Origin of the sequence: Paenibacillus sp. FSL H8-0315, assembly GCF_038005365.1 — a bacterium.
Classification (GTDB): domain Bacteria; phylum Bacillota; class Bacilli; order Paenibacillales; family Paenibacillaceae; genus Paenibacillus_AQ; species Paenibacillus_AQ odorifer.
This window is the reverse complement of record NZ_JBBOTA010000001.1, coordinates 1,545,128-1,571,054: the sequence shown is the minus strand read 5'-3', so window position 1 is coordinate 1,571,054 and position 25,927 is coordinate 1,545,128. Positions and strand designations below refer to the sequence as shown.

Annotated in this window: 12 protein-coding genes; 9 read left to right on the top strand and 3 right to left on the bottom strand. The window is 46.3% G+C overall.

Annotation, left to right across the window (positions count from 1 at the left end; genetic code table 11):
* Position 1 precedes the first annotated feature (1 nt).
* On the top strand, positions 2 to 2,386 hold the full coding sequence (locus MHB56_RS06785) for a glycoside hydrolase family 95 protein (RefSeq protein ID WP_280753425.1): 2,385 nt from the start codon (positions 2 to 4) through the stop codon (positions 2,384 to 2,386).
* 249 nt (positions 2,387 to 2,635) lie between these two features.
* Entirely contained in the window at positions 2,636 to 4,690 is a 2,055-nt protein-coding gene (locus MHB56_RS06780; RefSeq protein ID WP_341143416.1) for an alpha-galactosidase, read from the top strand.
* Between the two features lie 55 nt (positions 4,691 to 4,745).
* Here MHB56_RS06780 and MHB56_RS06775 read toward each other — a convergent pair whose 3' ends face one another.
* Positions 4,746 to 5,615 carry a helix-turn-helix domain-containing protein gene (locus MHB56_RS06775; protein WP_076128933.1) on the bottom strand — a complete coding sequence of 290 codons (870 nt, stop codon included), beginning with the start codon at positions 5,613 to 5,615 and terminating at the stop codon, positions 4,746 to 4,748.
* A gap of 214 nt (positions 5,616 to 5,829) precedes the next feature.
* On the opposite strand from MHB56_RS06775, the gene MHB56_RS06770 reads away from it, so the two are divergent.
* From MHB56_RS06770 to MHB56_RS06760, 3 genes are all read left to right on the top strand, one after another.
* Positions 5,830 to 8,151, top strand: a complete 2,322-nt coding sequence (locus tag MHB56_RS06770; RefSeq protein ID WP_339244421.1) for a glycoside hydrolase family 95 protein — start codon at positions 5,830 to 5,832, stop codon at positions 8,149 to 8,151.
* A 242-nt stretch (positions 8,152 to 8,393) separates the two neighbouring features.
* A complete protein-coding gene (locus MHB56_RS06765) occupies positions 8,394 to 9,935 on the top strand; it encodes a response regulator (RefSeq protein WP_341143415.1) in 1,542 nt (513 codons plus the stop codon).
* A 382-nt stretch (positions 9,936 to 10,317) separates the two neighbouring features.
* A complete protein-coding gene (locus MHB56_RS06760) occupies positions 10,318 to 15,273 on the top strand; it encodes an S-layer homology domain-containing protein (RefSeq protein WP_341143414.1) in 4,956 nt (1,651 codons plus the stop codon).
* 1,430 nt (positions 15,274 to 16,703) lie between these two features.
* Here the strand turns inward: MHB56_RS06760 and MHB56_RS06755 are convergent.
* Positions 16,704 to 18,428, bottom strand: coding sequence for a cache domain-containing sensor histidine kinase (locus tag MHB56_RS06755; protein ID WP_162164272.1), 1,725 nt, complete (start codon positions 18,426 to 18,428; stop codon positions 16,704 to 16,706).
* A 257-nt stretch (positions 18,429 to 18,685) separates the two neighbouring features.
* Between MHB56_RS06755 and MHB56_RS06750 the strand changes: the two genes are divergently transcribed.
* The 3 genes from MHB56_RS06750 (at position 18,686) to MHB56_RS06740 (ending at position 22,280) form a co-directional block, all read left to right on the top strand.
* Positions 18,686 to 19,642 carry an ABC transporter permease gene (locus MHB56_RS06750; RefSeq protein WP_051491272.1) on the top strand — a complete coding sequence of 319 codons (957 nt, stop codon included), beginning with the start codon at positions 18,686 to 18,688 and terminating at the stop codon, positions 19,640 to 19,642.
* Positions 19,643 to 19,668: 26 nt separating this feature from the next.
* Positions 19,669 to 20,559 carry a carbohydrate ABC transporter permease gene (locus MHB56_RS06745; RefSeq protein WP_036683186.1) on the top strand — a complete coding sequence of 297 codons (891 nt, stop codon included), beginning with the start codon at positions 19,669 to 19,671 and terminating at the stop codon, positions 20,557 to 20,559.
* 107 nt (positions 20,560 to 20,666) lie between these two features.
* On the top strand, positions 20,667 to 22,280 hold the full coding sequence (locus tag MHB56_RS06740) for an extracellular solute-binding protein (RefSeq protein ID WP_341144359.1): 1,614 nt from the start codon (positions 20,667 to 20,669) through the stop codon (positions 22,278 to 22,280).
* Positions 22,281 to 22,349: 69 nt separating this feature from the next.
* Here the strand turns inward: MHB56_RS06740 and MHB56_RS06735 are convergent, their stop codons facing one another.
* Entirely contained in the window at positions 22,350 to 23,201 is an 852-nt protein-coding gene (locus MHB56_RS06735) for a helix-turn-helix domain-containing protein (RefSeq protein ID WP_076128941.1), read from the bottom strand.
* 133 nt (positions 23,202 to 23,334) lie between these two features.
* Between MHB56_RS06735 and MHB56_RS06730 the strand changes: the two genes are divergently transcribed.
* Positions 23,335 to 25,800 (top strand): beta-mannosidase, encoded by a 2,466-nt coding sequence (locus MHB56_RS06730; protein WP_341143413.1) that lies wholly within the window; start codon positions 23,335 to 23,337, stop codon positions 25,798 to 25,800.
* Positions 25,801 to 25,927 lie beyond the last annotated feature (127 nt).

The following is a 25,927-nucleotide window of genomic DNA, read 5'->3' as shown; positions in this document are numbered from 1 at the left end:
TATGAAACTTCAATATGACAAGCCAGCAAATGTATGGACGGAAGGACTTCCAATTGGGAATGGACGTCTGGGCGGTATGATCTTCGGTGGTGTGGAACAGGAGAAAATTAGTCTAAACGAGGATACGCTTTGGTCAGGATACCCAAAAGAGGGGAACAATCCCGGTGCTAAGAACGTTCTGCCAAAGGTGCGACAGCTGATTCAAGAAGGCCGTTATGTTGAGGCGGACACGCTGACCAGAGAAATGATGGGGCCGTATACTCAATCTTATTTACCTTTTGGTGATCTATTGCTTCGTTTTGAGCATGGCAACGTCTATCATTCTTATCAGCGTACACTGGATGTGGAAAATGCGCTGCATCGCATTGAATATCAGATTGGCAATGTTACTTATACCCGTGAGATGTTCGCTTCTCATCCTGATCAGTTGCTTGTACTTCGTTTGACCGCAAGTGTGCCAGGCGCATTGAATGTGCATGCCACGCTGGAAAGTCCACTCCGGCACAACCTTTATCCGCAAGGTGACAGCTTTGTTCTATCGGGAACGGCACCGGAGCATGTAGATCCAAGCTATTTCGGGAGCGACAATCCCATCCAATACGGTGAATTAGGCAGCAGCAAGGGAATGGCTTTCGAAGGACAACTCTCCGTGACGGCGGATGACGGCCAAGTAACGGTTGATGGCAGTGGGATTCATTTGCTGGGTGCGACAGCGGCAACCTTTTATTTCAGTGCGGCTACAGGTTTTAACGGGTATGACCTAATCCCGGGAATTGAAGGAAAAGATGCCTCCACCATTGCAGCTTCCTTCTTGGCAAGTGCTCAAGGCAAGTCTTACACCAGCCTGCTTCAAGCGCATATCACTGATTACCGGGCACTTTTCGATCGGGTGAAGCTTCGGCTGGGCAAGCCGCTGGCACCGGAAGGAATGTCAACCGAGCAGCGGATTACGACTTACTCCGCGCAAGATCCGGGTCTAGTTGAGCTGCTGTTTCATTTCGGACGTTATTTGCTGATCGCAAGCTCGCGTCCCGGAACGCAGGCCGCCAATCTTCAGGGAATATGGAATGCCTCTACTCGTCCGCCTTGGAGCAGTAACTATACACTGAATATCAATACAGAAATGAACTATTGGCCCGCTGAGATTTGCAATCTGGCAGAATGTCATGAGCCACTTTTGGATTTCGTCGGCAATCTGGCGAAGAGAGGGGCGGATACCGCTCGGACCAACTATGGCACCCGGGGCTGGGTAGCTCATCATAACTCGGATCTTTGGGCACACACTGCACCGGTAGGTGATTATGGTGATGGAGATCCAAGCTGGGCCTATTGGCCAATGGGCGGCATCTGGCTGACCCAGCATCTTTGGGAACATTTTGCTTTTGGCGGAGATACTGAATACTTGCGGACTTCGGCTTATCCTGTCATGAAGGAGGCGGCTCTGTTCGCATTGGATTGGCTGATTGACGACGGCAAGGGTAATCTTGTGACCTCCCCGTCCACTTCACCAGAGCATAAATTCCGGACAGCGGAGGGTGTGGCTGCGGTCAGCCCGGGTGCCACAATGGATATATCACTGATCTGGGAGTTGTTCACGAACTGTATCGAGGCATCAGTGATTCTTGGAACGGATGAAGCTTTGCGTGAAGAGCTGAAAAGTACCCGTGAGCGTCTATTGCCACTGCAGGTTGGCAAGTACGGGCAACTGCAGGAATGGTCCTCTGATTTTGAGGATGAGGACATGTACCACAGACATACCTCGCATCTGGTTGGAATTTATCCGGGCCGCCAGTTGTCAGAAGAAGAGACCCCTGAGCTATTTGCTGCGGCAAGAACCTCGCTGGAGCGGCGCGGGGATGAAAGCACAGGCTGGAGTCTGGGCTGGAGAGTCGCTTTATGGAGCCGCTTCCGGGATGGAAACCGTTCCTTGCGTCTGCTCTCCAACATGTTGCGGCTGGTGAAGGACGGGGAGTCGGAGCAATATAATCACGGCGGAGTTTATGCCAATCTGCTCGGTGCACATCCGCCGTTCCAGATTGATGGCAACTTTGCAGCCTCCGCCGGGATTGCCGAAATGCTGCTACAATCTCACCGCGGCTATCTCGAACTACTGCCTGCATTGCCGAATGAATGGCAGGAGGGAAGCGTTGCAGGTGTACGTGCCCGCGGTGGCTTTGAAGTCAGCATTCAGTGGGACAACGGCAAGCTAGTGGAAGCGCAGATCACTTCCCTGCTGGGCACAGAATGTGTGATCCGCATGGATACCCCACTTAAGGTAACCTGTGGCAGTCAGGATATACAGTGTGAACGTTCCGCCGAAGGAAGGGTAAGTTTCGCTACAACCGCGGGACAATCCTACAAGCTTATCATTGGTGATCAGCAATAATCCGTTTTATAAGCGTATGAACAGCAGTAGGACCTGAACGTTTGGTCCTGCTGCTGTTTTTTGCATTTTCAGCATGAAGCTTCAGGACCAGCAGAGTTTAGGTAAGTTGTGTTAGATCGCGGTATGGATCGGAAGATCGTTGTATAGAAAACGCTTTATCCGCTCTTTATAATGAGGTCATACTTGGGGGATACAGCTACTGAGACTGCGGCCTTCAAGGTCCAAAATGCAGCAACAAGGAGGCAAATTATGCTAACTGACAGTAATACAACCGTAAACGTGAATACAGACACAACGTCTCTTATCCGTGTAACCAATGGCCTGGTGAATCTGGAGATTGATCTCGGAACGGGTGAGTCATCCGTTGTCGGCGGGACTTCTGCACATGTGAAGGGGATTCGCAGCGCCTTTCGCTGGCAGGGCCGGGAATATAATACTGAACACTATCAGAGCCACGTGCTGAAGTTGCAGGAAGAGGTTGTTCGTGAAGGTTTTGGCAAAGGTGTTCATCTAGTGATTGTACATGAAACATCCCTGCTGCCACAGCTGGAGCAGCACTTTTATATTTATGAGTCATCATCATATGTGTTGATGCAAAGTGTGATCGCAAGCGATGAGGATATCAAAGCGAACCGCATGGCGGTCATTCAGAGCAAATCGGTATCCCTCGGCGGCGAGTCAGGTCAACCGGATGAACCAAGCATCCTGCGTGTGCCTTACGACAATGATAAATGGGTCAGATATACAGTGGTGAAGCCACCTATGGATACAGAGAGCTACGAGGTAACGGCAGTGTTCGCGCCGGATAGCCGGCGAGGAATTATCATGGGTTCCATAACTCACAAGGTGTGGAAAACGGGTATTCGTATCAAAAGCGAGCGAAGCGGCCAGATCGAGGAGCTGGATCTTTACGGTGGGGCTGTGAGTGAATTAACCCGCGACTTTCAGCCGCACGGTTATGTAAAAGGCAAAAGAGTGGAGTCTCCGCTCGTATTCGTAGGTTTTTATGATGATTACAGAGAAGGTCTTGAAGCTTACGGCCGGGCCAATACATGGATTGAAGCTCCACTGGCTTGGGAGGGTGGCGTTCCTGTTGGCTGGAATAGCTGGTCTGCTGCAATGGCTGATCTGGATTATGATTTGTATACGTCGACCAGTGAGTTTTTGAAAAAAGAAGTGCAGCCGTTAGGATTCCAGAATGAGGATACGCTGTACATCAACTTTGACGCTTTTTGGGATAATTTCACAGCAGAAGAAATGAAAAATGCACTTGAGCTAGTGCGGAAGAATGGTCATAGACCGGGAACTTACTGGACCCCTTTCGCTTTCTGGGGAAGTCCTACTCAGTTCAGAGATGTCGTGGAGGGTACGAACGGTAAATACACCTATGGCGATATCCTGCTTCGGGACAGCGAAGGTGAGATTCTGCCGGATGTTGATGGAGGGCTAGCCATTGACCCCACACATCCGGGGAACCTGCAAAGAATAGATTGGTATACAAAAAAATTCATCTCGGAAGGATTCGAGTATATCAAGCTGGATTTCCTGGCACATGGCGCACTGGAAGGCCAGCATCACAATCCGGAGATTACGACGGGCATTGCGGCGTATCACTACGGTATGTCCTACTTGCAGAACAAGCTGTCTCCAGAGGTAAGTGGTCGACCGTTCTTTATTAATCTGTCCATCGCACCGTTGTTCCCTTATGCATTTGCACATAGCCGGCGTGTCTCTTGTGATGTTTTTGGCACGCTGCAGGACACAGAATATATGCTCAACTCTTTGACCCATGGCTGGTGGATGAGCGATTCATTGTACCGTTTCAATGATCCCGACCATTCCGTACTGTACAAGAGTCATAACCAGGAAGCCACGGGCTGGCATGAAGGCCGGAGCCGGCTAACCGCTTCGGTGATCGCGGGAACGGTGCTGCTGCTAGGGGATGACTTCCGAAAAGAGGAAGCCGCCGCCCGGGCTAAAGCTTGGCTGAGCAATAAGGACATTATGGATGTTGCTCGTCTTGGCAAAACCTTCAGACCGATAGAAGGGGACCTCGGCAAGCAATCCTGTGATACTTTTGTGCTCGAATCTGCAGAAGAAAATGCCTTTTATATAGCAGTCTTCAATTACGATGTCACGAAATCTGCTCCTAAATCCCTCTCATTAGAACGGGCAGGGCTGAATGCTCAAGCTGCTTACCAGCTGCTGGACCTATGGGAAGGTGTAGAAGGGGAAATCTCAGGAAAGCTGGAAGTTACGCTTGAACCCGCAGAATCTAAAATCTTCAAATTGACGGCAAAATAACAAAAGAATACGCGCCCTCTGCTTCTTGCGGATAGCGCGTATTCTTTTTTACAACCTATATTTGTTTTCGGCTTTGCGGATTAAGGCGGTATTGTGTGGGATTTATGCCGTAGCAGGCACTGAAATGTCTGGAAAAGGGATGGATCGAAGGATAGCCTAATTTCTCAGCAATGGCAGTAACACTTAGCTCGCTCTCCAGAAGCAGACCTGCCGCCCGCCGCATAACGAGATTATGATGATAAGCGCGCGGCGTCATTCCGGTTTCTCGCAGAAACAGCTCATGAAAATAAGTTCGCTTGAGTCCGCAGAGCTGTGCCCAATCTTCGATAGATTTACCACGTTCGGGATGAGTGTTCAAATACTCCAACAGGCGGACAATCCGATAATCGCTTGGCTGATGCTGATGGAGGGCATTATACCAGCTTAATATCCAACCGTATAACAAGCTATGAACCGCTTCATTCCGGTAGAATATCGCTTCATTGTATATTTTGGCAATCATCACAAGACTATCGTATAGCTGTGGATATTTAGCTAGCGGGAAAACGCAGGGCAATTCTTTCAGCTCGGCACAGGGGACTTCGGTGGCCTTTTTCTCAAGCCTAAAGGGTTCAGGCGCATGGATAAAAGAAAGATTAGTAGACATAGGCGACTGCTTGTCCCACAAATCAAAATAGACATTGTAGGACGAGAGTGGATGAGAAGGGGAAATATGAAAGGCATGTGGCTGGCCGGGGCGCAGAAACACCAGTGTTCTACGCTCAATCGGATAACGAACTCCGTCGATTTCCATCTCACCGGGGCCATCGGTAAACAGATGAAAGGCGTAGGCATTGCCGACGCGCAGATGCTCATTGCTGCTTCCGTCGTACAGATAAGGCATGATTGCTCCAACATACGGTGTGATTTCAGATAGTTTGTTCATACTATACCCCTTTGCTAGCAGCATTTCTTAATTTTGGCCTGTAGTTAAATATTTGGGATAACGGATAAATTGTCAAATGAATGAACGAGTCAACAAAGACTAGTAGTACTGATGATGTTACGATAAATGCGATAAATACACAATGTTAATAACAGAGAAAGCGGATTAATTAACAACAACTTTTGAAGGTCTATTACAGACAGGAGACGATCAAATGAGCGATTTTAAATTGTGGTATTCAACCCCTGCAACAAGCTGGTCGCAAGGGTTGCCGTTGGGTAACGGAAGAATAGGTGCTGTTGTAATGGCGGCGCCGCATCGTGAAGTGTGGAGCATGAGCGAGGTGACCTATTGGTCTGGGCAAACGGATCCCGAGTCTGCTCCTGCCGGAGGTAGAACTGCGCTGGAAGAGATGCGAAGTCACTTTTTTGCCGGCGATTATGACAGCGGTGATCGTTTAGCCAAACAGTATTTACAGCCTAAAAAACAAAATTTCGGTACGAACCTGGGATTATGCGAGGTGGTTATTGATTTTGCCCAGGATGCGGATGTTAAATCAGGCGGTGTGTTTCGGCGGGAGCTGGAATTGACAAGTGCAGTGTCTGGGGCGGTCTATGAGAGCGGCGAAACAACAATCCGTCGAGAGGTCTTCGCTTCACATGCCGATGATCTGGTAGTTTCAAGAATTTGGAGCGATAAGCCTGGAGGGGTATCCTTTACGCTTGCCATCGAAGGTGGGACAGAATCGTTTACGACTGAGGTTGTGGATGGCGACACTATTGAATTCAAGGGGCAAGCTACAGAAAAGGTGCATAGTAATGGTAAATGCGGGGTATGGGCAAAAGGGCAGCTCAAAATAAGTCTATCCGGCGGTACGATCTACAGGGGGGATGGCCGATTAAGAGTTTCCGGAGCTAATGAGGCCCGGATTTATTTTGGGGTCAGTACTGATTATCGCCGGAGCAATCAGGAATGGGAGACGGAGAGCTACAGCAACCTAAGGCAGGCATTAACCAAAGGTTATGCACAGTTAAAAGAAGATCATATTCAAGATTACCGTCAGGATTATGCAAAGGTGGATATTCAATTGGGTAGCTCCGGGAAAGAAGGTCTGCCTACCGATCAGCGGATTAGGTTACTGGCACAGGATCAGGCTGAGGACCCTCAGTTGTTCGCATTGTTCCTCCAGTATGGCCGCTACCTAACCATTGCCGGATCACGGGAAGATTCACCTCTTCCACTGCACTTGCAGGGAATCTGGAATGACGGTGAGGCTTGCCGTATGGGCTGGAGCTGCGACTATCATCTCGATATTAATACACAGATGAATTATTATCCGACAGAAGTCGTGAACCTTGCAGACAGCCACCTTCCATTGATGCGATATATTGAAGATTTATCTCAGGCGGGAAAATCAACTGCACGCGATTTATATGGCAGCAAAGGATGGGTAGCGCATGTATTCTCTAACGTCTGGGGGTTTACAGCTCCGGGCTGGGAAACCTCATGGGGGCTCAATGTCACAGGCGGATTATGGATTGCAATCCATCTGATGGAGCATTATGAATATAGTCAGGATCGTGTATTTCTAGAGCGCCAGGCATATCCTGTGCTAAAAGAAGCCGCAGAATTCTTCCTCGACTATATGACGATTCATCCGAAATATGGCTGGCTGGTGACGGGTCCTTCTAACTCGCCAGAGAACAGCTTCTATCCCGCAGATAGCAGCGAGGGTGCACAGCAGCTGTCTATGGGCTCGACCATGGATCAAGTGCTCGTGCAAGATCTTTTCGAGTTCTGCCTGAAGTCTGCGGTGTTGCTCGATACAGATGTGGAGCTTCAGCTGAAGCTTAAGGAAGCTATGGCTAAGTTACCCCCGCTACAGATTGGTAAAAGAGGTCAGCTGCAGGAGTGGCTTGAAGATTATGAAGAAGCGCAACCTGAGCATCGACACTTGGCTCATTTGTTCGCTTTGTATCCAAGCAACCAGATTACACCGGACAGAACACCGGAGTTAAGCGCGGCAGCAAGGGTAACGCTGGAGAACCGGATGGCTCAGGAAGAACTGGAGGATGTAGAGTTCACCGCCGCCTTATTCGGTCTTAGTTTTGCCAGACTATATGACGGGGAGAAGGCGTATAAGCATATCTCTCATTTAATTAGCGGACTGTGCTTCGATAATCTGTTCAGTTTCTCCAAATCAGGGATTGGTGGGGCAGAGTGCAATATCTTTGTCGTGGATGGCAACTTTGGCGGGACGGCTACCATTGCAGAGATGCTGCTGCAAAGCCACGCGGATGAAATTCATCTGTTGCCAGCGCTTCCGCAAGCCTGGAATACAGGATCGGTGTCTGGATTACGAGCCAAAGGAAAGGTAGAGGTAGACGTAGTTTGGGAGAAGGGGCAGTTGACGGAAGCTACGCTTCGCACCTACGCACCGGGAACGGTGACCCTTCGATGGGGAGATCAGAGAACTACCTTCCAAGCAGAAACAGGAGGAAGCTACTATTTCAACAGCCAATTGGAGCTGTTATAATGATTCGGCGGGGGCGATGAGCCTCCGTTTTCATTATGCGTCCGAATAATGATGAGTAGGTATCGAAGGGCTATCTGGTCTGCTTAGGACCCGATAGCCTTTTTACGAGCACGTTGGGATTAGATCTTACAAAGTAACGATTCATGCCTGAAAATGACTTACATTTATTTGGTCGATGATCGACTAAGGGGAAAAGAATATAATAGGAGCAAATACAGACAACAAGAAGGAGGGAACCTCAGGTGTATAGTATTTTTTTGGTAGATGATGAAGAAATGGGTCTTGAGATGATGAGAGATTATATCCGCTGGGAAGAGATGGGCATCTATGTAGTCGGAACAGCGAGCAATGGTAGAGAAGCTTTGGAGAAAATAGAGGCTTTTCAACCGGATATTATTCTTACAGATGTTCAGATGCCGATAATGAATGGAATTGAGTTGGCTAAAAAAATACATGAATGTTATGACCAGATGCAAATTATGTTCCTCACCGGACATGATGAATTCCACTATGTTAAATCGGCCCTTAATGTAGGAGCTGTTGGATATTTACTGAAGCCGCTAGATTTGACTGAAATTGAAAGCGTTATCGAAAAGGTTAAAGCACGCTGCGAAGAGGTTCAGATGAAACAACGTTCTATGGAGGCTGCTAAAACTAAGATTCTTAAGGAGCTTTCTTTTGAAAAAAATGCGGAGCAAGCCGCAGAGCTGGCAAATAACTTCAATAGGCTGACACGTCTCCCAGAGAGTAATCGTTATACCATGGCACTGTTCAGCATTGATCCCAAAGAGGCGGAGGGTGAGCAGCAGAGTCTGGAAGAGTGTATGAGCCGGTTGATTTCTTATCTGGATCACTTTTTTAAGGCGAAAAATATAGAGGTTGTTTTTGTTCCTTACAAGGATGGCGAGACAGGTATGTTCATGGAAGCGACTCAACAGCCTGGCTATTATGCTTGGGAGGATTTAGCTGTGGCTATTCGTAGTGCGCTGGATTTTACGGTGACGGCAGCAGTCGGAGCGCAGGCAGCAGAATTAGCGCTGGTCCATAATCTGTATAAGCAGACGCGTGTGATTTTAAATGAACGTTTTTATAAAGGCACGGGCTTAATTATTCATGCCGAGGCTATTTCGAATCAGTTCGACAGTGAACATATGCCACCTTTTGAGAGAAAAGAGTGGTTTGAAGCTATCCATCAGCTGGACTTCGAGCAGGCCGCACAAAAGCTGCATCAATATTTCGTGGGACTGGCCACACTGAGAATCAAGAAAAAAATCATCTGTGATTGGGCGATTGATCTTGTTGATGAACTGCTAGAGCAGCTGCATCAGTCTGTTCCCGAGGGCTTTAAGCGGGCGGAGCTCTATCATTCCATCTATAATGCGCTGACTTTACATGAGATCGAGGATTTAATCCTGGGCACTGCGGGTGATGCCGTGAGCATGCTAGGTGAGCGACTTATGGATAAAAATACAAAGCTCGTCCACAAGGTTCGCACCGTGATTGAACAAAATTACGATCAGCCGATTACGATTAATAGTCTGTCTGATCAGGTTTATCTGTCACCGAACTACTTAAGATCTATTTTTAAGGATAAAACAGGCATCACGATCCACGATTATTTAACCCGTATTCGGCTTGATAAGGCTAAGGAGCTGCTCGCAGACGGGTCACTGAAGATTCAAGATATTGCCCAGAGAGTGGGGTACGAAAGCACGTCTTATTTTATTTCTCTATTTCTGAAGAACCTTGGGGTCACACCTAACGAGTATAGGAAAAATATTTAACCTTCTGCACTTCTGCTTACTGAATAGAAAGAAAAGTCGCTTTCCTTTATGAATTGTAAACTTGCGATATGGAAAGATGCCCCTTTGCTTTTTACAATAAGCATGTATTACAACTCAGCACATGTGAGGGGCTTGATTCATTATTGCGATTAAAGGAAGCTTTTTTACACATCTAATTGCGATAGCGCTTTCAAGAAATCCAGACGGCAATAGTTGGATACAGCATTCTTGAGAGAGTAATCGGTACGGGCCGTACATTCCTTACATGACGTTACTTACAACAAGGAGAGGAGTTCTGAAGACGTTATTTGGAAAGAGGAACAACTGATGAATTGCAACCGGAAGGCTTTTCTTATATCAGAAAGTTAAATGGAGGGATTAAATGTTTGGACGTGTAATGAAAAGAGGGGTCTTGTTCTTTCTTATGATCAGCTTAGTGTTAGGCAGCGGTGGTCAGTTTGCCGGCAAGGTCTACGCCGAGGATACAAATAGCTATGAAGCTGAAGCGGATGGGAATATTCTGACGGGTAATGCGTCAATTTCTGACCACCCAGCGGCTTCCGGAGGGAAAAAAGTTGGCGGCATGTATCAAGGCAGCTCCTTGTTGTTCAATAATGTGACCGTAAGCGAGCCGGGGAATTATAAAATTACAGTGTATTATATTTCTGGCGATTCACGCCCGTTTAATATCAGTGCCAATGGCGGTGACAAGCAATTTGAAGAACCGTCCAAGACTGTGGACTGGGATACGGTAGGCACTTATGATGTGACGCTTCCGCTGAACGCGGGTGCTAATACCATCTTGATCGATGACAACAACTGGTATTCTCCGGACATCGATAAGATCGTAATCCATGGACTGGACGACAGCGATCCAGGTGAAGGACCCGGGGGTGACTGGAAGGAGAAGCTGCATGGTGTGATCATGGAAGCCGAGGCTACTGAGAATATGCTTACAGGCAACGCCAAAGTGGCGGACAGCAGTGTGGGCTCTGGCGGTAAAATCGTAACGGATCTGAACAAAAACAGTTCCTTACAGTTCACAAATGTTGCAGTACCAGCAGCGGGAACGTATTTAATCCGCATCTCCTATATTTCCGGCGATCAACGTCCTGTCTATATGCAGGTTAACGATGGACTGGATGAAATGATCGACCTGCCAAAGACGGCAAGCTGGAGCACCGTGGGAACCTATGATGTGGAGGCCTCTTTGGTAGAGGGTTTGAATACTATCACCTTCTCAGATCATGATTGGTATTCTCCAGATTTCGACCGGATAGAAATTATTCCTTATACCCTCAGCTATGAAGCAGAATCTCCACTCAATGATTTGACAGGTGAGGCCCAAGTTTCCGAAAGTCCGAATGCTTCGGGTGGTCAGAAGGTAGGGTACTTGAATAGCGGCAGTTCCATAACCTTCAACAAGATTACAGCCCCTATGACTGATGATTACCGAATCACAGTCGCCTATATTTCAGGTGACCCACGCAGCTTCTACGTTAGTGCGAATGGTGGAGCAGAGCAGTATTATGAGCTGCCCAAGACACCGGACTGGGATACGGTTGGAATGTATGAACTTACACTGTCACTGAACGAAGGCGAGAATACAATCAAATTTACAGATGGCAACGGGTATGCGCCAGATCTGGACCGAATTATAGTTGAACCAGCCATGGGTGTGGATCCTAATCCCCCAGTAGAGGAGGACGGTGATTTAGGAACACCGGGCGCTTCGAAGAACTACGGAGCTATCACAGTTACCGAATATACTTACGGACTGCTTGTATCAAATGGCCAATATGAAGTGTCCTATAATACCAAGTCTGGATATGCAAGCTATAACTGGGCTGACGGACAGAAGCTGCATGGGATCTATAGCAGTATCAAAATCGGCGATACGCTCGTTGAGACTACAAGCTATGAGAGTCATACAAGTGTTGGTGCTCCGGTAGACATTCAGGATGGTTTCGGCAAAGGCGTGGAGCTAACTTTTGTCCACACTTCCACAGGAAAACCGACGTTAAAGCAGGTCTACAAGTTTTATGACGATCAAAAGTATTTTCTGACCCGTCTGGATGCGGCCAGCGATACAGCGGTCAAGACCAACTATATGTCACCTATTACCGTAAAACGTACAGGTGGTGTGGATATCGGAGCTAGTGCGGATAATCGTGTGCTTACGGTTCCTTTTGACAATGATGCTTGGATTCGTTATAAATCTCAATCTATGAATCGTGCAGATACCAGCTATGAGATGACGACTGTGTTTAACAACTCGACACGCAGCGGCCTTGTGCTTGGCTCTGTAACTCATGATACCTGGAAGACAGGCATCGACTGGAAAGGTTCCTCCAATCGGCTGAATGAGCTGGTCGTATATGGGGGTGCAGCTAGTGATGTTACCCGGGATACCCAGCCTCATGGCAGCTTAAGTGGAACAAACTTGTCCTCACCTATGATCATGGTAGGGGCCTTCAGTGATTACCGTACAGGGCTTGAGGAGTATGGCAAAGCTAATGCGATCATTACACCTGCACTTGCGCTAAACCCCGAGCTGCCACAAGGCGTACCGGTTGGTTTTAATAGCTGGGGAGCTTACGAGGGTACGCTTTCATATCAGGATGTAGTGGATGTCTCCAATTACTATAAAGAGAATCTGCAAAATTTCAATAATAACGGCAATGTATTTATTAACATGGATTCTTATTGGGATAATCTGAATGATAAGCAGCTGACTGACGCCGTATCGGTTATTAAAGGGAATGGCCAGCATGCGGGTATTTATTGGGCACCGTTTGTATACTGGGGCAACAATATGGACCAGATTGTAGAGGGAACTGACAATAAATATACTTACGGCGATATTGTCCTTAAGGATGCCGCGGGTCAACCGCTGCCGACTCTGGACGGGGCTTTTCCTTTGGATGTAACACATCCTGGTGCCCAATTACGCATGAACTATTTTTTGGACAAATTTAAAGCGCTGGGCTTCACCTTCATCAAATTGGATTTCTTAACGCATGGTTCGCTTGAGGGGCAACATTTCGATTCAACTATAACGACAGGAATCCAAGCTTATAATGAAGGAATGCGTTATGTGAAAGAACGTCTGGATGGAAAAATGTTCATTAGCGCATCAATTGCGCCAATTTTCCCGAGTCAATATGCGCATAGCCGGCGAATTTCCTGCGACACCTACGGCAAGATCAATGAAACCGAATATATGCTGAATTCATTAACCTATGGCTTTTGGCAAAATGGCACGATCTATACCTACACCGATCCTGATCATTTGGCATTGGCCCGTGCTACCAGCTTGACTGAAGCGCGTAGCCGTATGAACTCTGGCGTTATCGCTGGAACAGTACTGCTTGGCTCTGACAATGTTAACGATCCAAAAGCACAGGAGTACATGACCGCTTTGTTCAACAACAAAGATGTTCTCGATTTAGCTTTAAAAGGAAAAGTGTTCAAACCACTTGAAGGAAATACAAACGCCAATGCCGCCGATACTTTTGTTATGAAGGATGGCAATGATTATTATCTGGCTGTATTCAATTACAGTGCATCTGCTTCGGCAGATAAGCAAGTTGATCTTGGCCGCGCTGGACTGGATGCTGCAGAGATTTATACTACGCAAGATCTCTGGACAGGAGAAGTTTCCTCTGCCACAGGAACTATGAAATTGTCCTTGCAGCCGACAGAGTCGAAACTGGTAAAATTGACGGCTGCACCTAAGACAGTAACCGGTATAACACTGGATAAGACAGAGCTTGCGTTGACCGCTGGTGAAACCGGCAAGTTGACGGCTACAGTATCCCCGGAAGATGCGACGGATAAAGCAGTACTTTGGACTTCGAGCGATACCTCTGTAGCTACCGTAGTGTACGGAACAGTAACCGCTGTAGAAGCTGGAAAGGCCACCATTACTGTGGAGACGGTAGATGGTGGGTTCAAAGCATCGGCAGAAATCACAGTCAAAGAGGCCTCTACAGGAGAGCCGGGAAATCCGGGAGAGCCTAGTAATCCGGGAGAACCGAGCGATCCGGGAGAGCCTAGTAATCCTGGGAATCCAGGAAATTCGGGAGAACCGAGTAATCCTGGGAATCCAGGAAACAATGGCGGTACCTCTGGCAGCACTTCTGGCAGTACTTCGAGTCAAGAGAATGCTGCGGGCACTTTGATTCTCATGCCAGATATGCTGAAAGTGGACAGTGCTTCTGGTCAGGTAGTGGTTGAGATTAAAGGGGACATCCAACAAGTTCAGTTATCCTCTGCTGTAGTCCGACAGTTGGCGAACCACACCCTAGTTTTGAATGCGGGTAAGCTCTCCTTGCAGGTACCAGCGGAGCTAATTCACCAGTTGCAAAACAAGCTGCCAGAGGGACAGCGGGAAGATAGCAAGATTGCCCTGAAGATGGTGAACCTCAGCAGCAAGGCCGATGAGTTGGTTGCTACAGTGGCTAGTTCTACTAATGCGGCTGCTGTTCTCAAGGGAGACATCTATGAATTTAGTCTTTCTATTACCACTAAGTCAGGCACTACAGACACACTCGCTACATTTGATAAGCCAATAACACTCATCATGCCAGTGGCAGAAGGCTTCAATGCTAAACGAGGCGGTGTTTATTATATCGCGGACAATGGCAGGCTGGAATATATTCAAGCTGATTATGCTAACGGTGTATTAAAAGCTGAGGTCAGCCACTTCAGCAAATATGCTGTGCTGGAGTTGAACCGCATCTTTGTCGATGTTCCGGCCAATCACTGGGCTAACCCAGTAATCCAAGAGCTGGCGTCCAAGCTATATGTGCAGGGCACAAGCAAAGTAAAGTTTGAACCAAGCCGGGCAGTTACACGTGCCGAGTTCACTTCGATGCTTGTTCATGCCCTTGGACTGACCGCGACAGGAAAAGAAAGCTTTGCTGATGTTGCTCCATCCGCCTGGTATGCGGAGCCTATCTCAATCGCTTACAAGGCGGGAATCGTGAGTGGCAGAAGTGCGTCCAAGTTTGAGCCGGGCGCACAAATCACCCGTGAAGAAATCACGGTGATGCTAATGAAGGCTTACGAGCTGAACAACGGCGTAACAGCCAATGGTGCAACAACCAACGGCGTAACAGCCAATGGTGCAACAACTAACGGCGCAACAATCAACGGTGCAACTGCCGCAGCGTTCACCGACATGAATCAGGTGTCTGCTTGGGCCGCTGCTTCTGTAAATGAAGCGGCCAGTCTAGGACTGATTCAAGGTCAAAGTCATGAACGGTTTGCACCAAAAGGAATCGCTTCGCGCGCAGAAGCGGCTCAAGTGATCTATAATTTGATTTTGAAGTAAGCTGAAATGACTACAAAAGAGCGACTCTCCATTAACCGGAGAGTCGCTCTTTTTGATAGATCAGTTAATGAAATTAGCTACTTTATCGAACTTTACTAATAGATACTACATTACTATTAGGTACATTGCTATTAGGTACATTACTGTTTGGCAGTTACTAATACCACACTTTACTATCTATCGGAACTTACTCCAGTAAAGTAGAATCCCGTGCAAAAGTCGAGCACACCCCAGTAAAGTAGAATCCCGTGCAAAAGTCGAGCACACCCCAGCAAAGTAGAATCCCGTGTAAAAGTAGAACACACTCCAGCAAATTAGAATCCCGTGTAAAAGTAGAACACACTCCAGCAAAGTAGAATCCCCCGCAAAAGTCGAACCCACCCCGACAAAGTAGAATCCCCCGCAAAAGTAGAACACACTCCGGCAAATTAGAATCCCGTGCAAAAGTAGATCACACCCCGGCAATGTAGAATCCCCCGCAAAAGTCGAACACACCCCGACAAAGTAGATCGTAGTTAGAACACATCGGACCGTATCGCAGCTATTTCGGATATTTGAGCTATTCTACAAAGATTTCGGACTGTATAGCTCTTATTGCTATAAAAATGTCCAGAATTACTGTGCAAATGAGTCAATAGCTGCATCTGAGTCCGATAGTCGAGCAAAATGCCCTGATTCATCGAAATAGGGTCCCCTCGGTCCGATGCGTATGAGGAAGGAGTATAAGTTGAACACACCTCAGCAAAGTAGAATCCCGCGGAAAAGTCGAACACACCCCGACAAAATAGATCATAGTTAGAACACATCGGACCGTATCGCAGCTATTTCGGATATTTGAGCTATTCTACAAAGGAATCGGACTGTATAGCTCTTATTACTATAAAATTGTCCAGAATTACTGTGCAAAAGAGTCAATAGCTGCATCTGAGTCCGATAGTCGAGCAAAATGCCCCGAATCATCGAAATAAGGTCTCCTCGGTCCGATGCGTATGAGGAAGAAATATAAGTCGAACACACTCCGGCAAAGTAGAATCCCCCGCAAAAGTCGAACACACCTCAGAAAAGTAGAATCCCGCGCAAAAGTAGAGCACACCCCGACAAAGTAGATCATAGTTAGAACACATCGGACCGTATTGCAGCTATTTTGGATATTTAAGTCATTTTACAAAGATTTCGGACTGTATAGCTCTTATTGCTATAAAAATGTCCAGAATTACTGTGCAAATGAGTCAATAGCTGCATCTGAGTCCGATAGTCGAGCAAAATGCCCCGAATCATCGAAATAAGGTCTCCTCGGTCCGATACGAATGAGCAGGGAGCAAATAGTACCGAGCGATCTAAACGATCCCATCGATCCCATCGATCCCATCATATCCAAGGAGAAGCAAGCCAAACGATCCCCGCAATGGAGAATCCCCTCGTCACCGCTCCTACACCTCTTTTTGGGGTAAACGAATCTGCACAGTGGTGCCTATTCCTAGTCTGCTAAACACTTTAACGCCGTAGTGCTCACCAAATTTCAGTTTGATGCGGCGATCAACGTTAGTGATTCCGTACCCTCGTCCAGGCTTATCCTCAAGCAAAGAGCTGAGGGTCTCGCGGCTCATCCCCATGCCATCATCGATTACTGACAAAATAATATCGTTCGCTTCCATGACACCTTTGATATGAATATTTAGCGGACTTTCTTGGCTCCACACGGCATGAAGCACTGCATTCTCCACAAAAGGCTGTAAGGCAAGTTTGACTGTAGAGTAGGGCAGAATCGCTTCATCCACTGTGTAGGTAATGTTCAGTTGTCCTTTAAAGCGGATTAGCTGAATGGCGTTGTAGCTCTGGGTCAGCTTTAATTCCTCGTGGATGGTCAATATACTTTTCCCTTTATTCAGGGAGATTCGATAAAACTTGGCTAGATGAAGCACCAAATCTTGTATACGCGTATCTTGATGTTTTAGGGCAAGCGACGAGATGGAGCCCAGTGTGTTGTACAGAAAATGAGGGTTGATCTGCGCTTGCAGCAGGTCAAGCTCGGCTTCCTTGCTCTGCAGCTCCTTCTGATACACCTCGGTAATGAGACTTTTGAGCCGGGTGGTCATTTGCTTGAAGGCAAAATGCAGCTGGCCAATCTCATCATTTCCCAAATGTTCTTCTGTACTATGATTGAAATCCCCCCGTTCCAGGCGGCGGATCATCCGGATTAAAGTACGGATACGCTTGCTGAATAGCGACGCCGTAATGTAAATCAGCAGGAGGGCCACGCCAATAAAGCCCAGTGAGATTTTGATAATCAGATCTGAGAGTGATTTAGCATCCTGAATAATGCTGTCATAAGGGAAGATGGACACCGTTTTCCATCCATTTTTGAGCGTGTTATAGACGGCGAAAGCCTTTACCCCTTTGTAAGTTGTGTCAAATCTGCCCGATGGCGATTCATCGAATTTCTGATCAAGCAATTCCGGCAGGCTCGTATTTAATAAGTGCTTGTCTGCTGCTGAGAGAATAAGCCCTTTGTCATTAATAATAAAAATATCTTTCCCGCCCGCTTCTTCCTCCATTAAAGAATAGATTACCGATTCGGAGATTCTGAAGACCAGAATACCGTAGGGATATTGATTGCGGTTATTGTTCAAAAATCTTGCTAAGGTAAACATGGCCGGACTATCTTCGGTTTGCGGTGAGGACAGATGAATGATATTCCCGTGTGACTGCTGAAGCTGCTTGAACAGCTCGGTCTCTTTAACCTCAGCTGTTACCGGCTTGATATAGTAATCATCTTTGGGAAGTGATTCATTGTCCGAATAAATGAAAACGCTATCAAAATCAGGATAGGCAGTCATTATCGTGTCCATGCGGTTGCCTATATATTGATAGACATCCAGATAAGAAGGATCATCCTGGTATTCACTCGTGAGGTAGCTGGCAAGTCTGTTATCCAGGTAGATGGAAGCTGAAATATGTTCATAGCTGTCCAGCTTGTTTTCCAAATTTTTATTAATCTGAGCTGTTGAATTCATCATATTGCTGTAAATCTGATCCGTTAATTTTGATTTTGTTAATTCGTAGGAAAGGTAGGCGAAAAGCATCATCGGAACAATGGTCACTAGCACAAATACGCTGAACAGCTTGGAACGAAAGCTCAAATCAATAAAAGGCATATAAATATATTTCCTATATATATGGCGCATAGAAGAAGTCCCTTCTTTACTGTAAATTCGCTGTTTGCCATGTTCATCATAGCAGACTAAATATCGAAATCCAATGCTCGAATCTGCCGAAACTCCTTTAAAAAGCGCTATCATTCGGAGAATTGAAGTATAGAAAGCCACCTGTTGCGGACTTAAGATGAATAGGAGAGAAGTTGAATCGAGATGTGGCTCGACATGCTGCACTAAATAAAAAGGGAGGGTATTTGATGCATAAAGCAAGCGCTATCAAAACAGTCAGAGGCAATAATCTGTGGTACAGATTAAAAGAGCAGAAATGGTTATTTTTGCTGATGCTGCCTGCCTTAATTGCGACATTGCTATTTTCTTATGGTCCTATGTTTGGGATGTATATGGCGTTTACGAATTATCAGCCGGGCGGAGGAACATTTTTTCAACAATTTTTCCATGCAGAGTTTGTAGGCTTTAAGTGGTTTGAGTATTTCTTTACTACCGGAGATTTCTACCGTGTAATGCGTAATACGCTCGCTACAAGCTTGCTGACCTTGTTATTCGGATTTCCAGCGCCGATCATCCTCGCACTTGTACTGAATGAAGCTAGGCAGGGATTTTTCAAAAGATTTGTACAGACGGTTTCTTATCTGCCGCATTTTATCTCATGGGTTATCGCTGCAAACATCGTGATTACGCTGCTGGCTTCTGATGGGATGTTTAACAATTTACTGGTGACGTTGGGCATTGTTCAGGAACCGGTTGCTTTTCTACAAAATGGACCGCTATTCTGGTGGATTATCGCTTTGTCCAACATGTGGAAGGAAATGGGCTTCAGCGCCATTATGTATCTTGCTGCAATTTCCGCTATTAATCCAGAGCTCTACGAAGCAGCAAGAGTGGATGGAGCCAGTCGCTTCCGGCAAATGTGGCATATTACGTTGCCAGCCTTGCGTCCAACCATTGTTATTTTAGGGATTCTAGCCGTCGGAGGCATTTTGAATGCGGGCTTTGAACAACAATACCTGCTGCAAAATAATACCGTGCTTGAGTATTCAGAGGTTATCGATATTTATGCATATAAATACGGGCTACAAAACAGCATGTTCTCCTACGGAGCTGCCGTTGGGGTATTTAAATCCGTGATTGCCTTCATACTTGTTGTAATTGTGAATCGAATTTCTAGAAAAGTGAACGACCAAGCGTTGTTCTAAACCCGAAAAAGAGAGGAGCGCTTGTGATGATTTCGAATAGATACGGGGATCATATTTTTAAATTTATAGTTTATTTCATTCTTATACTTGTGTTGTTAGTTACCTTTCTGCCTTTTTGGAATATTCTCGTTCTTTCATTAAATGCTGCTGAGGATACCGTACGTGGTGGCGTCTATTTATGGCCCAGAGTCCTCACCTTTGATAGCTACAGTCAAATCTTAAAAGATAGCGAGATTTTGAATGGCTTATGGGTTACTGTCAAACGTACCGTAATTGGCGCGCCGCTATCTGTCCTTGTCATTACGATGCTTGCTTATCCGCTAAGCCGCCGGAATTTGATGGGACGTAAAGGATGGAATCTATATTTTGTCTTCACGATGTATTTTGGAGGCGGACTGATTCCTTATTACATGGTGCTTAAAGCGCTGAATATGATTGACACGTTTTCCGTATTTATTTTGCCAGGGCTGATGAATGTCTTCTATATGATTATTGTCCGTACCTTTATGGAGGGGCTGCCTGGTGAGATCGAGGAGTCGGCGAAGGTAGACGGGGCGAATGACCTGACGATTTTCTTCCGGATTGTTCTACCTTTGACCACACCCGTGCTTGCGACTGTAGGACTTTTTCAGGCAATCTCACATTGGAATTCGTGGTTTGACTCCTATGCGTTTACCTATAGTTCTGACTTAAAGACCTTGCAAGCCGTACTCGTGAAAATATTAAGCCAATTCCAGACCGGAGGCATGGTATCGCAATCGCAAATGCTAGCTAACTCGGCTAAGCGGAATGCGGTTTCAAGTGATACTATCCGGATGGCAGCGACGATGGTGGCAACATTGCCTATCGTACTGGTATACCCATTCCTGCAAAAGTACTTTGTTAAGGGTATGACTTTGGGAGCGGTTAAGAGTTAATATGATTAAATAAATGGCGGCCCTGAAGGGGGGTGAGCGGACAGACTTGCTTGGTTGCTTGATAGACTTATGAAGTAACTTACTTAATGGGAGGAATTAGGGTGTCTATGATAAAGAAAATCAAATGGTTGAACGTGATTATTACTGCCGCATTAGCCGTTGGTGTATTAGCGGGTTGTGCTTCAAATGATGGAAAAAACAATACAAACCAAACGGCCGGAGACGATAAAAAACAAGAGCCGATTACATTGACCTGGTTTGATTCAAATACCAAGGGTGAGCCTTTCACTGATGCTATTGCGCAAGAAATCACCAAAAAAACGGGCATTTCGATCTCAATACAGCAGCCAACGGGTAATCCTACGGAAAAGCTGAGCTTGATGCTAGCCAGCGGTGACTATCCAGATGTAGTTGTAATGAGCCGGGGCGATGCTTCTCTCGATAAATACATTACAAGTGGCGCATTTATAGCGCTCGATGAGTTAATTGAGAAAAGTGGACCAGACATTAAAGAAATGTACGGCGACACATTGATCAAAACACGTTATAAAGATGGAAAAAACTATTACCTAGCTAACTGGTATGGCCTGGATAGTGATCCTGTCTTCGGTATGCTGATGAGAAAAAATCTGGTTGCTGACCTGGCTCCAGATAAGGCAGATGGCTCCACCCCACTCACAACGGATGAGTTTGAAGCACTTTTAAAGAATTTTAAAGAGAAAAACAAGACAATTGATGGAAAAGAAACTGTTCCAATGACGATGAACGGTGAAAATATGGGCGCCAACCTGGGTACATTTAAAGGGATGTGGGGTCTGAGAACCTACTACGATAATAATGGAACATTACAATATGATGTTAAGGATCCAAAGTATCGCGAGATGCTGCTCTATGTGAACAGTCTGTATAGAGAAGGTCTAATCGAAAAAGAATTTGCCATCAGCAAAACACAAACCTGGATTCAAAAGCTGGCTACCGGCGCAGTGTTCTCCACACCAGGCGCATACTGGGACCCAGGTAACGCAAATGGTACTCTGAAGAAGGATGGCGGAGATGATAATCAGTTCTTCCCGTACAAGGTTGTAGCACCAGGCACAGAGACCTCCCAAACAACATTCGGACCAAGAAGCTCACTTGGATGGGATGCTATTGCCATTACGAAAAATAACAAACACCCTGAAGAAACTATCAAGCTGTTCAACTACCTAGCGAGTGACGAAGGACAACATTTGCTGCTATGGGGTAAGGAAGGCGAGCAGTACACCATGGTGGATGGAAAGAGACAACCAGACCCTGCATTCCTGCAAAGCTTCAAGGATAACTGGGACGATGCTGTGAAGAAGAGTGGTGTTCGTAAATGGTTGTGGTTTGTTAAAAATGGTCTGGATGCCAATGAACAGCCATACGATATGGCCGTTAAATACCAACGTAGTGAAATTGACGAAATGGCCATTAAGAGCCTTGGAGATTCCGTATGGGATACAGCAGAATTTGATAACTTAGGTCCTGACGGCGGAACGCCTGAAGCGCTGACCGCGCAAAAAGTAAAAGATATTATGGACCAAAGCATTACGAGAGTAATCATCGCTCCTTCTGAAGCCGAAGCCAATTCTACATTCGACAAGATGCTTGCGGATATGAAAAAAGCTGGGGATGAAAAAGTAGAAGAAATCTTCAATCAGAAGTATAGCGAACGTATGGAATTGTGGAACTCAAAATAATATATTTATCTATGTAAAAGCTTCCTCTCTGCATTTCAGCAGAGGGAAGCTTTTTGTTGTATAAAAAAGCTAAACCAGCCGATTAACATGTGCATTCCTGCGGAAATCAAGCGGGGCTTGATGATAGAATTTTTTGAATTGATGATAGAAATGACTGACATTCTCGAAGCCGGATTCCAAAGCGATATCGACCACACGCAGCTCGGTAGTGAGCAGTAGGTTGCGGGCTACATTGAGCTTTAGCTGGTTGATATATTCCGTAGGTGTCTGGTTCAAGTATTGCCGGAAGGCGCGGTTCACATGACCGGCGCTTCTCCCTGACAGCTCGTACAAGGCATGAAGTCCACGGTGCAAATTATCCTTTAAATGCATTTTGGTTATGGCATGCTCTAGCCAGAGCGGGAATTCTGGTTGAGCGACTGTCTCTGCGGAGAAAAAATGCTGGGTGAGTGTATCGACGAGCAGGCCTTTTAGAAAAATCCGGGACTTAACCTTGTCTAGGGTTGATAGGATGCGAATGCGTTCCATAGAACGGATGAAACTAGCCATTTCCAGCTGAGATAACATGGCGATTCGGGGGAGAGGCGTGTTGAGCAATCCGTGCAAAAACTCCTCTTCATTCAGATAAGTTAAAGCATCTTCAATGAGGCTTTTGCGGCAGGGAATGTTCAGGAAACGGCAATCGCTATCACCATCTGCTTCATATCTGTGGGTATCACTGGGCCGAATAAAGACAAGGCAGCCCGTCTGAAGCAGCTGCGCTGTCCCGTTAACAATATGCTGACATCTGCCTTCTGTGAGAATGAAAAATTCATAGAAATCATGCGTATGCTCTGGAGATACCTGACTTAAGGACTCCACCCAGAAAGGGTCTGCTAGTAGTTCAGGATTCATATGGCTTGCCTCGGTGTATTTGAGCATGTTCGTCCTCCAGGGTATTAGTGATGTTAAAATAGCACATGATTCTCGAGAACACAACACAAGAAATATAAAGATATTATTGATAGACTTGATCTATAAGAAGGCAAAATAGCACATTTTGGAGGCGGAGAAAATGCATCTTGTAGATCTAAATGGAAAATGGAAAATGAGACGTCTGCATGAGCCGAGCTGGCTGGAGGCTAGTGTGCCAGGTTCTGTCTATCACGATTTATTGAATGCCGGAGAAATGCCGGATCCGTTCTATCGTGAGCAGGAATATGAGGTTCTGGAATTATCCAATGACGATTACGAATATCAGCGTTGCTTTCAAGTGGAAGCTGAAGTGTTACAGCATGAGCGCGTATTTCTGCTGTGTGAGGGGTTGGATACGTTATGCGAGCTTTTTGTGAATGGAAATAACATTCTGAACAGTGATAATATGCACCGGACGTATGAAGTGGACATTAAGTCAGTGTTGAAGCAAGGCGATAACACCATTCACGCGATTTTCCGTTCCCCAGTGGAATTTGCTCTGCGGAAGCAAGCGGAGCTGCCGCTTAGCAGTTGTGCTGATGCAGTGGAGGGAATATCCCATCTGCGCAAAGCACATTCCATGTTCGGCTGGGACTGGGGTCCGAAGCTGCCCGATCTTGGAATCTGGAGAAGTCTCTCCATTCAGGGGTATGACAGTGCCCGTGTTGACGATGTTTATATTACACAATTTCACGAGCCGGATAAGGTTACTCTGGATGTTCGGGTAAGAACAGAGAGCTGGCAGGAGGTTGAACGGGAAATCGTAGTCAGCGTTCACACTCCAGCAGGTGTGGCCGTTGAACGTCGTGTGTTCGAAACTGCCGGAGAAGATCATCATATTACACTGGAAATTATCGAGCCAGAGCTGTGGTGGCCGAATAATCTGGGTGCACAACCCCTGTATAACGTCGAGGTTGTGCTGTTACAGAAGGGACAGGAGCTGGATCGTCGAGAACTGCGGATTGGATTAAGAACGATTTCTGTGAAGCAGGAAGAAGACCAGTGGGGACAATCATTCGCTTTTGAAGTCAACGGCGTGCTTATCTTTTCTACAGGTGCTGATTATATTTTGGAAGATAATCTTCTGCCTCGCGTGACTAAGGAGCGCACGGATCGCCTGCTCCAAAGCTGCGTGGCTGCTAACTTTAATACCATTCGCGTATGGGGTGGCGGTTATTATCCTGACGATTATTTTTATGATCTATGCGATGAATATGGGCTTATCGTCTGGCAGGATCATCTGTATGCCTGCGGGATCTATGCACTGACAGAATCTTTTGAGGACAATATCACACATGAGACGATCGACAATATGAAGCGCCTGCGCCATCACGCATCGTTAGGCTTGTGGTGCGGTAACAACGAACAGGAGATGGCTTGGGTCGATTGGGATTGGGAGAATCATTATTCGCTCCAGCTAAAGGCCGACTATATCAAGCAATATGAAGTGCTTCTGCCAGCCATTGCTAAGGAAGTTGATCCCAATACCTTTTACTGGCGTGCCTCTCCTTCCTCTAAAGGAAGCTTTGATAAGCCGAATGACGAGAACTATGGAGACATGCATTACTGGGGAGTTTGGCATGGCAAGGAGCCTTTTACCGATTACCGGAAGCTCTATCCGCGTTATATGTCTGAGTTTGGCCTGCAATCCTTCCCAAGCTTAAAGACGATTGAATCCTTTACGCTGCCGGAGGATCGCAATATTTTCTCCTATGTCATGGAGTCCCACCAAAAGAACAATACCGGAAATGAGAAAATTCTCTATTATATCAGCGAGACCTACAAATATCCGAAGGATTTTGAATCTATTCTCTATGCGTCCCAGCTTATCCAAGCCGAAGGCATGCGCTGTGGCGTAGAGCATTGGCGTAGACATAGAGGGCGCTGCATGGGCGCATTGTATTGGCAGTTGAACGATTGTTGGCCGGTTGCTTCCTGGTCTAGCATCGATTATTATGGCCGGTGGAAAGCAATGCATTATACAGCAAGACGTTTTTTTGCTCCAGTTCTTGCTTCTGCACATGACGAAGGAACCGTAGTTTCCCTGCATGTCTCTAATGAGAGCAGAGAGAAGGTGAGCGGTGAATTAAGATGGAGACTGCTTACTCCGACATCAGAGGTTCTAATGGAAGGTGCGAAGTCGGTGAAAGTTGAGGCTTTAAGCAGTGCCGAGTTCGATCGGCTTGATTTTGGTCATGTCTTGGATACAAAAGAGAAGAAACGTGAAGCCTATCTGGAATATGTATTTGAGGTAGAGGGGGAGACGATAAGCGGGGGAACCGTCTTGTTCGTTAAGCCGAAACACTTCAGCTTTGTTGATCCTGAGCTTGAAGCCGTAGTCACAGAGGAAGCAGAACAATTCGTTATTACTGTGAAGTCAAAAGCATATGCCCGTTTCGTTGGACTTGATTTCAAGGAAAGAGATGCGATCTTCAGTGATAACTATTTCGACCTGTCAGCTGGCATTTCAAGAATCGTTACGGTAGCCAAAAAAGATCTCGATAAACCAGCTACAGCTGAGGAACTGCGTGCCCAGCTTACTGTACGTTCCGTCTTTGATATTTAAGCAAAAGGTTATTTTCCTACTATATCTTAGGCTACCAATCTCCAAATGACAGTTTGATGATATATATTCTAGTGGTTTAGATCCTGTGTATAGATAGATCAATATTTTACTATAATAGGTATAGATA

Bases quoted from the DNA above. Each gene is read 5' to 3' on its own strand.
- MHB56_RS06785 (WP_280753425.1), top strand. From the start codon at position 2: ATGAAACTTCAATATGACAAGCCAGCAAATGTATGGACGGAAGGACTT.
- MHB56_RS06780 (WP_341143416.1), top strand. From the start codon at position 2,636: ATGCTAACTGACAGTAATACAACCGTAAACGTGAATACAGACACAACG.
- MHB56_RS06775 (WP_076128933.1), bottom strand. From the start codon at position 5,615: ATGAACAAACTATCTGAAATCACACCGTATGTTGGAGCAATCATGCCT.
- MHB56_RS06770 (WP_339244421.1), top strand. From the start codon at position 5,830: ATGAGCGATTTTAAATTGTGGTATTCAACCCCTGCAACAAGCTGGTCG.
- MHB56_RS06760 (WP_341143414.1), top strand. From the start codon at position 10,318: ATGTTTGGACGTGTAATGAAAAGAGGGGTCTTGTTCTTTCTTATGATC.
- MHB56_RS06755 (WP_162164272.1), bottom strand. From the start codon at position 18,428: ATGCCTTTTATTGATTTGAGCTTTCGTTCCAAGCTGTTCAGCGTATTT.
- MHB56_RS06750 (WP_051491272.1), top strand. From the start codon at position 18,686: ATGCATAAAGCAAGCGCTATCAAAACAGTCAGAGGCAATAATCTGTGG.
- MHB56_RS06745 (WP_036683186.1), top strand. From the start codon at position 19,669: ATGATTTCGAATAGATACGGGGATCATATTTTTAAATTTATAGTTTAT.
- MHB56_RS06740 (WP_341144359.1), top strand. From the start codon at position 20,667: ATGATAAAGAAAATCAAATGGTTGAACGTGATTATTACTGCCGCATTA.
- MHB56_RS06735 (WP_076128941.1), bottom strand. From the start codon at position 23,201: ATGCTCAAATACACCGAGGCAAGCCATATGAATCCTGAACTACTAGCA.
- MHB56_RS06730 (WP_341143413.1), top strand. From the start codon at position 23,335: ATGCATCTTGTAGATCTAAATGGAAAATGGAAAATGAGACGTCTGCAT.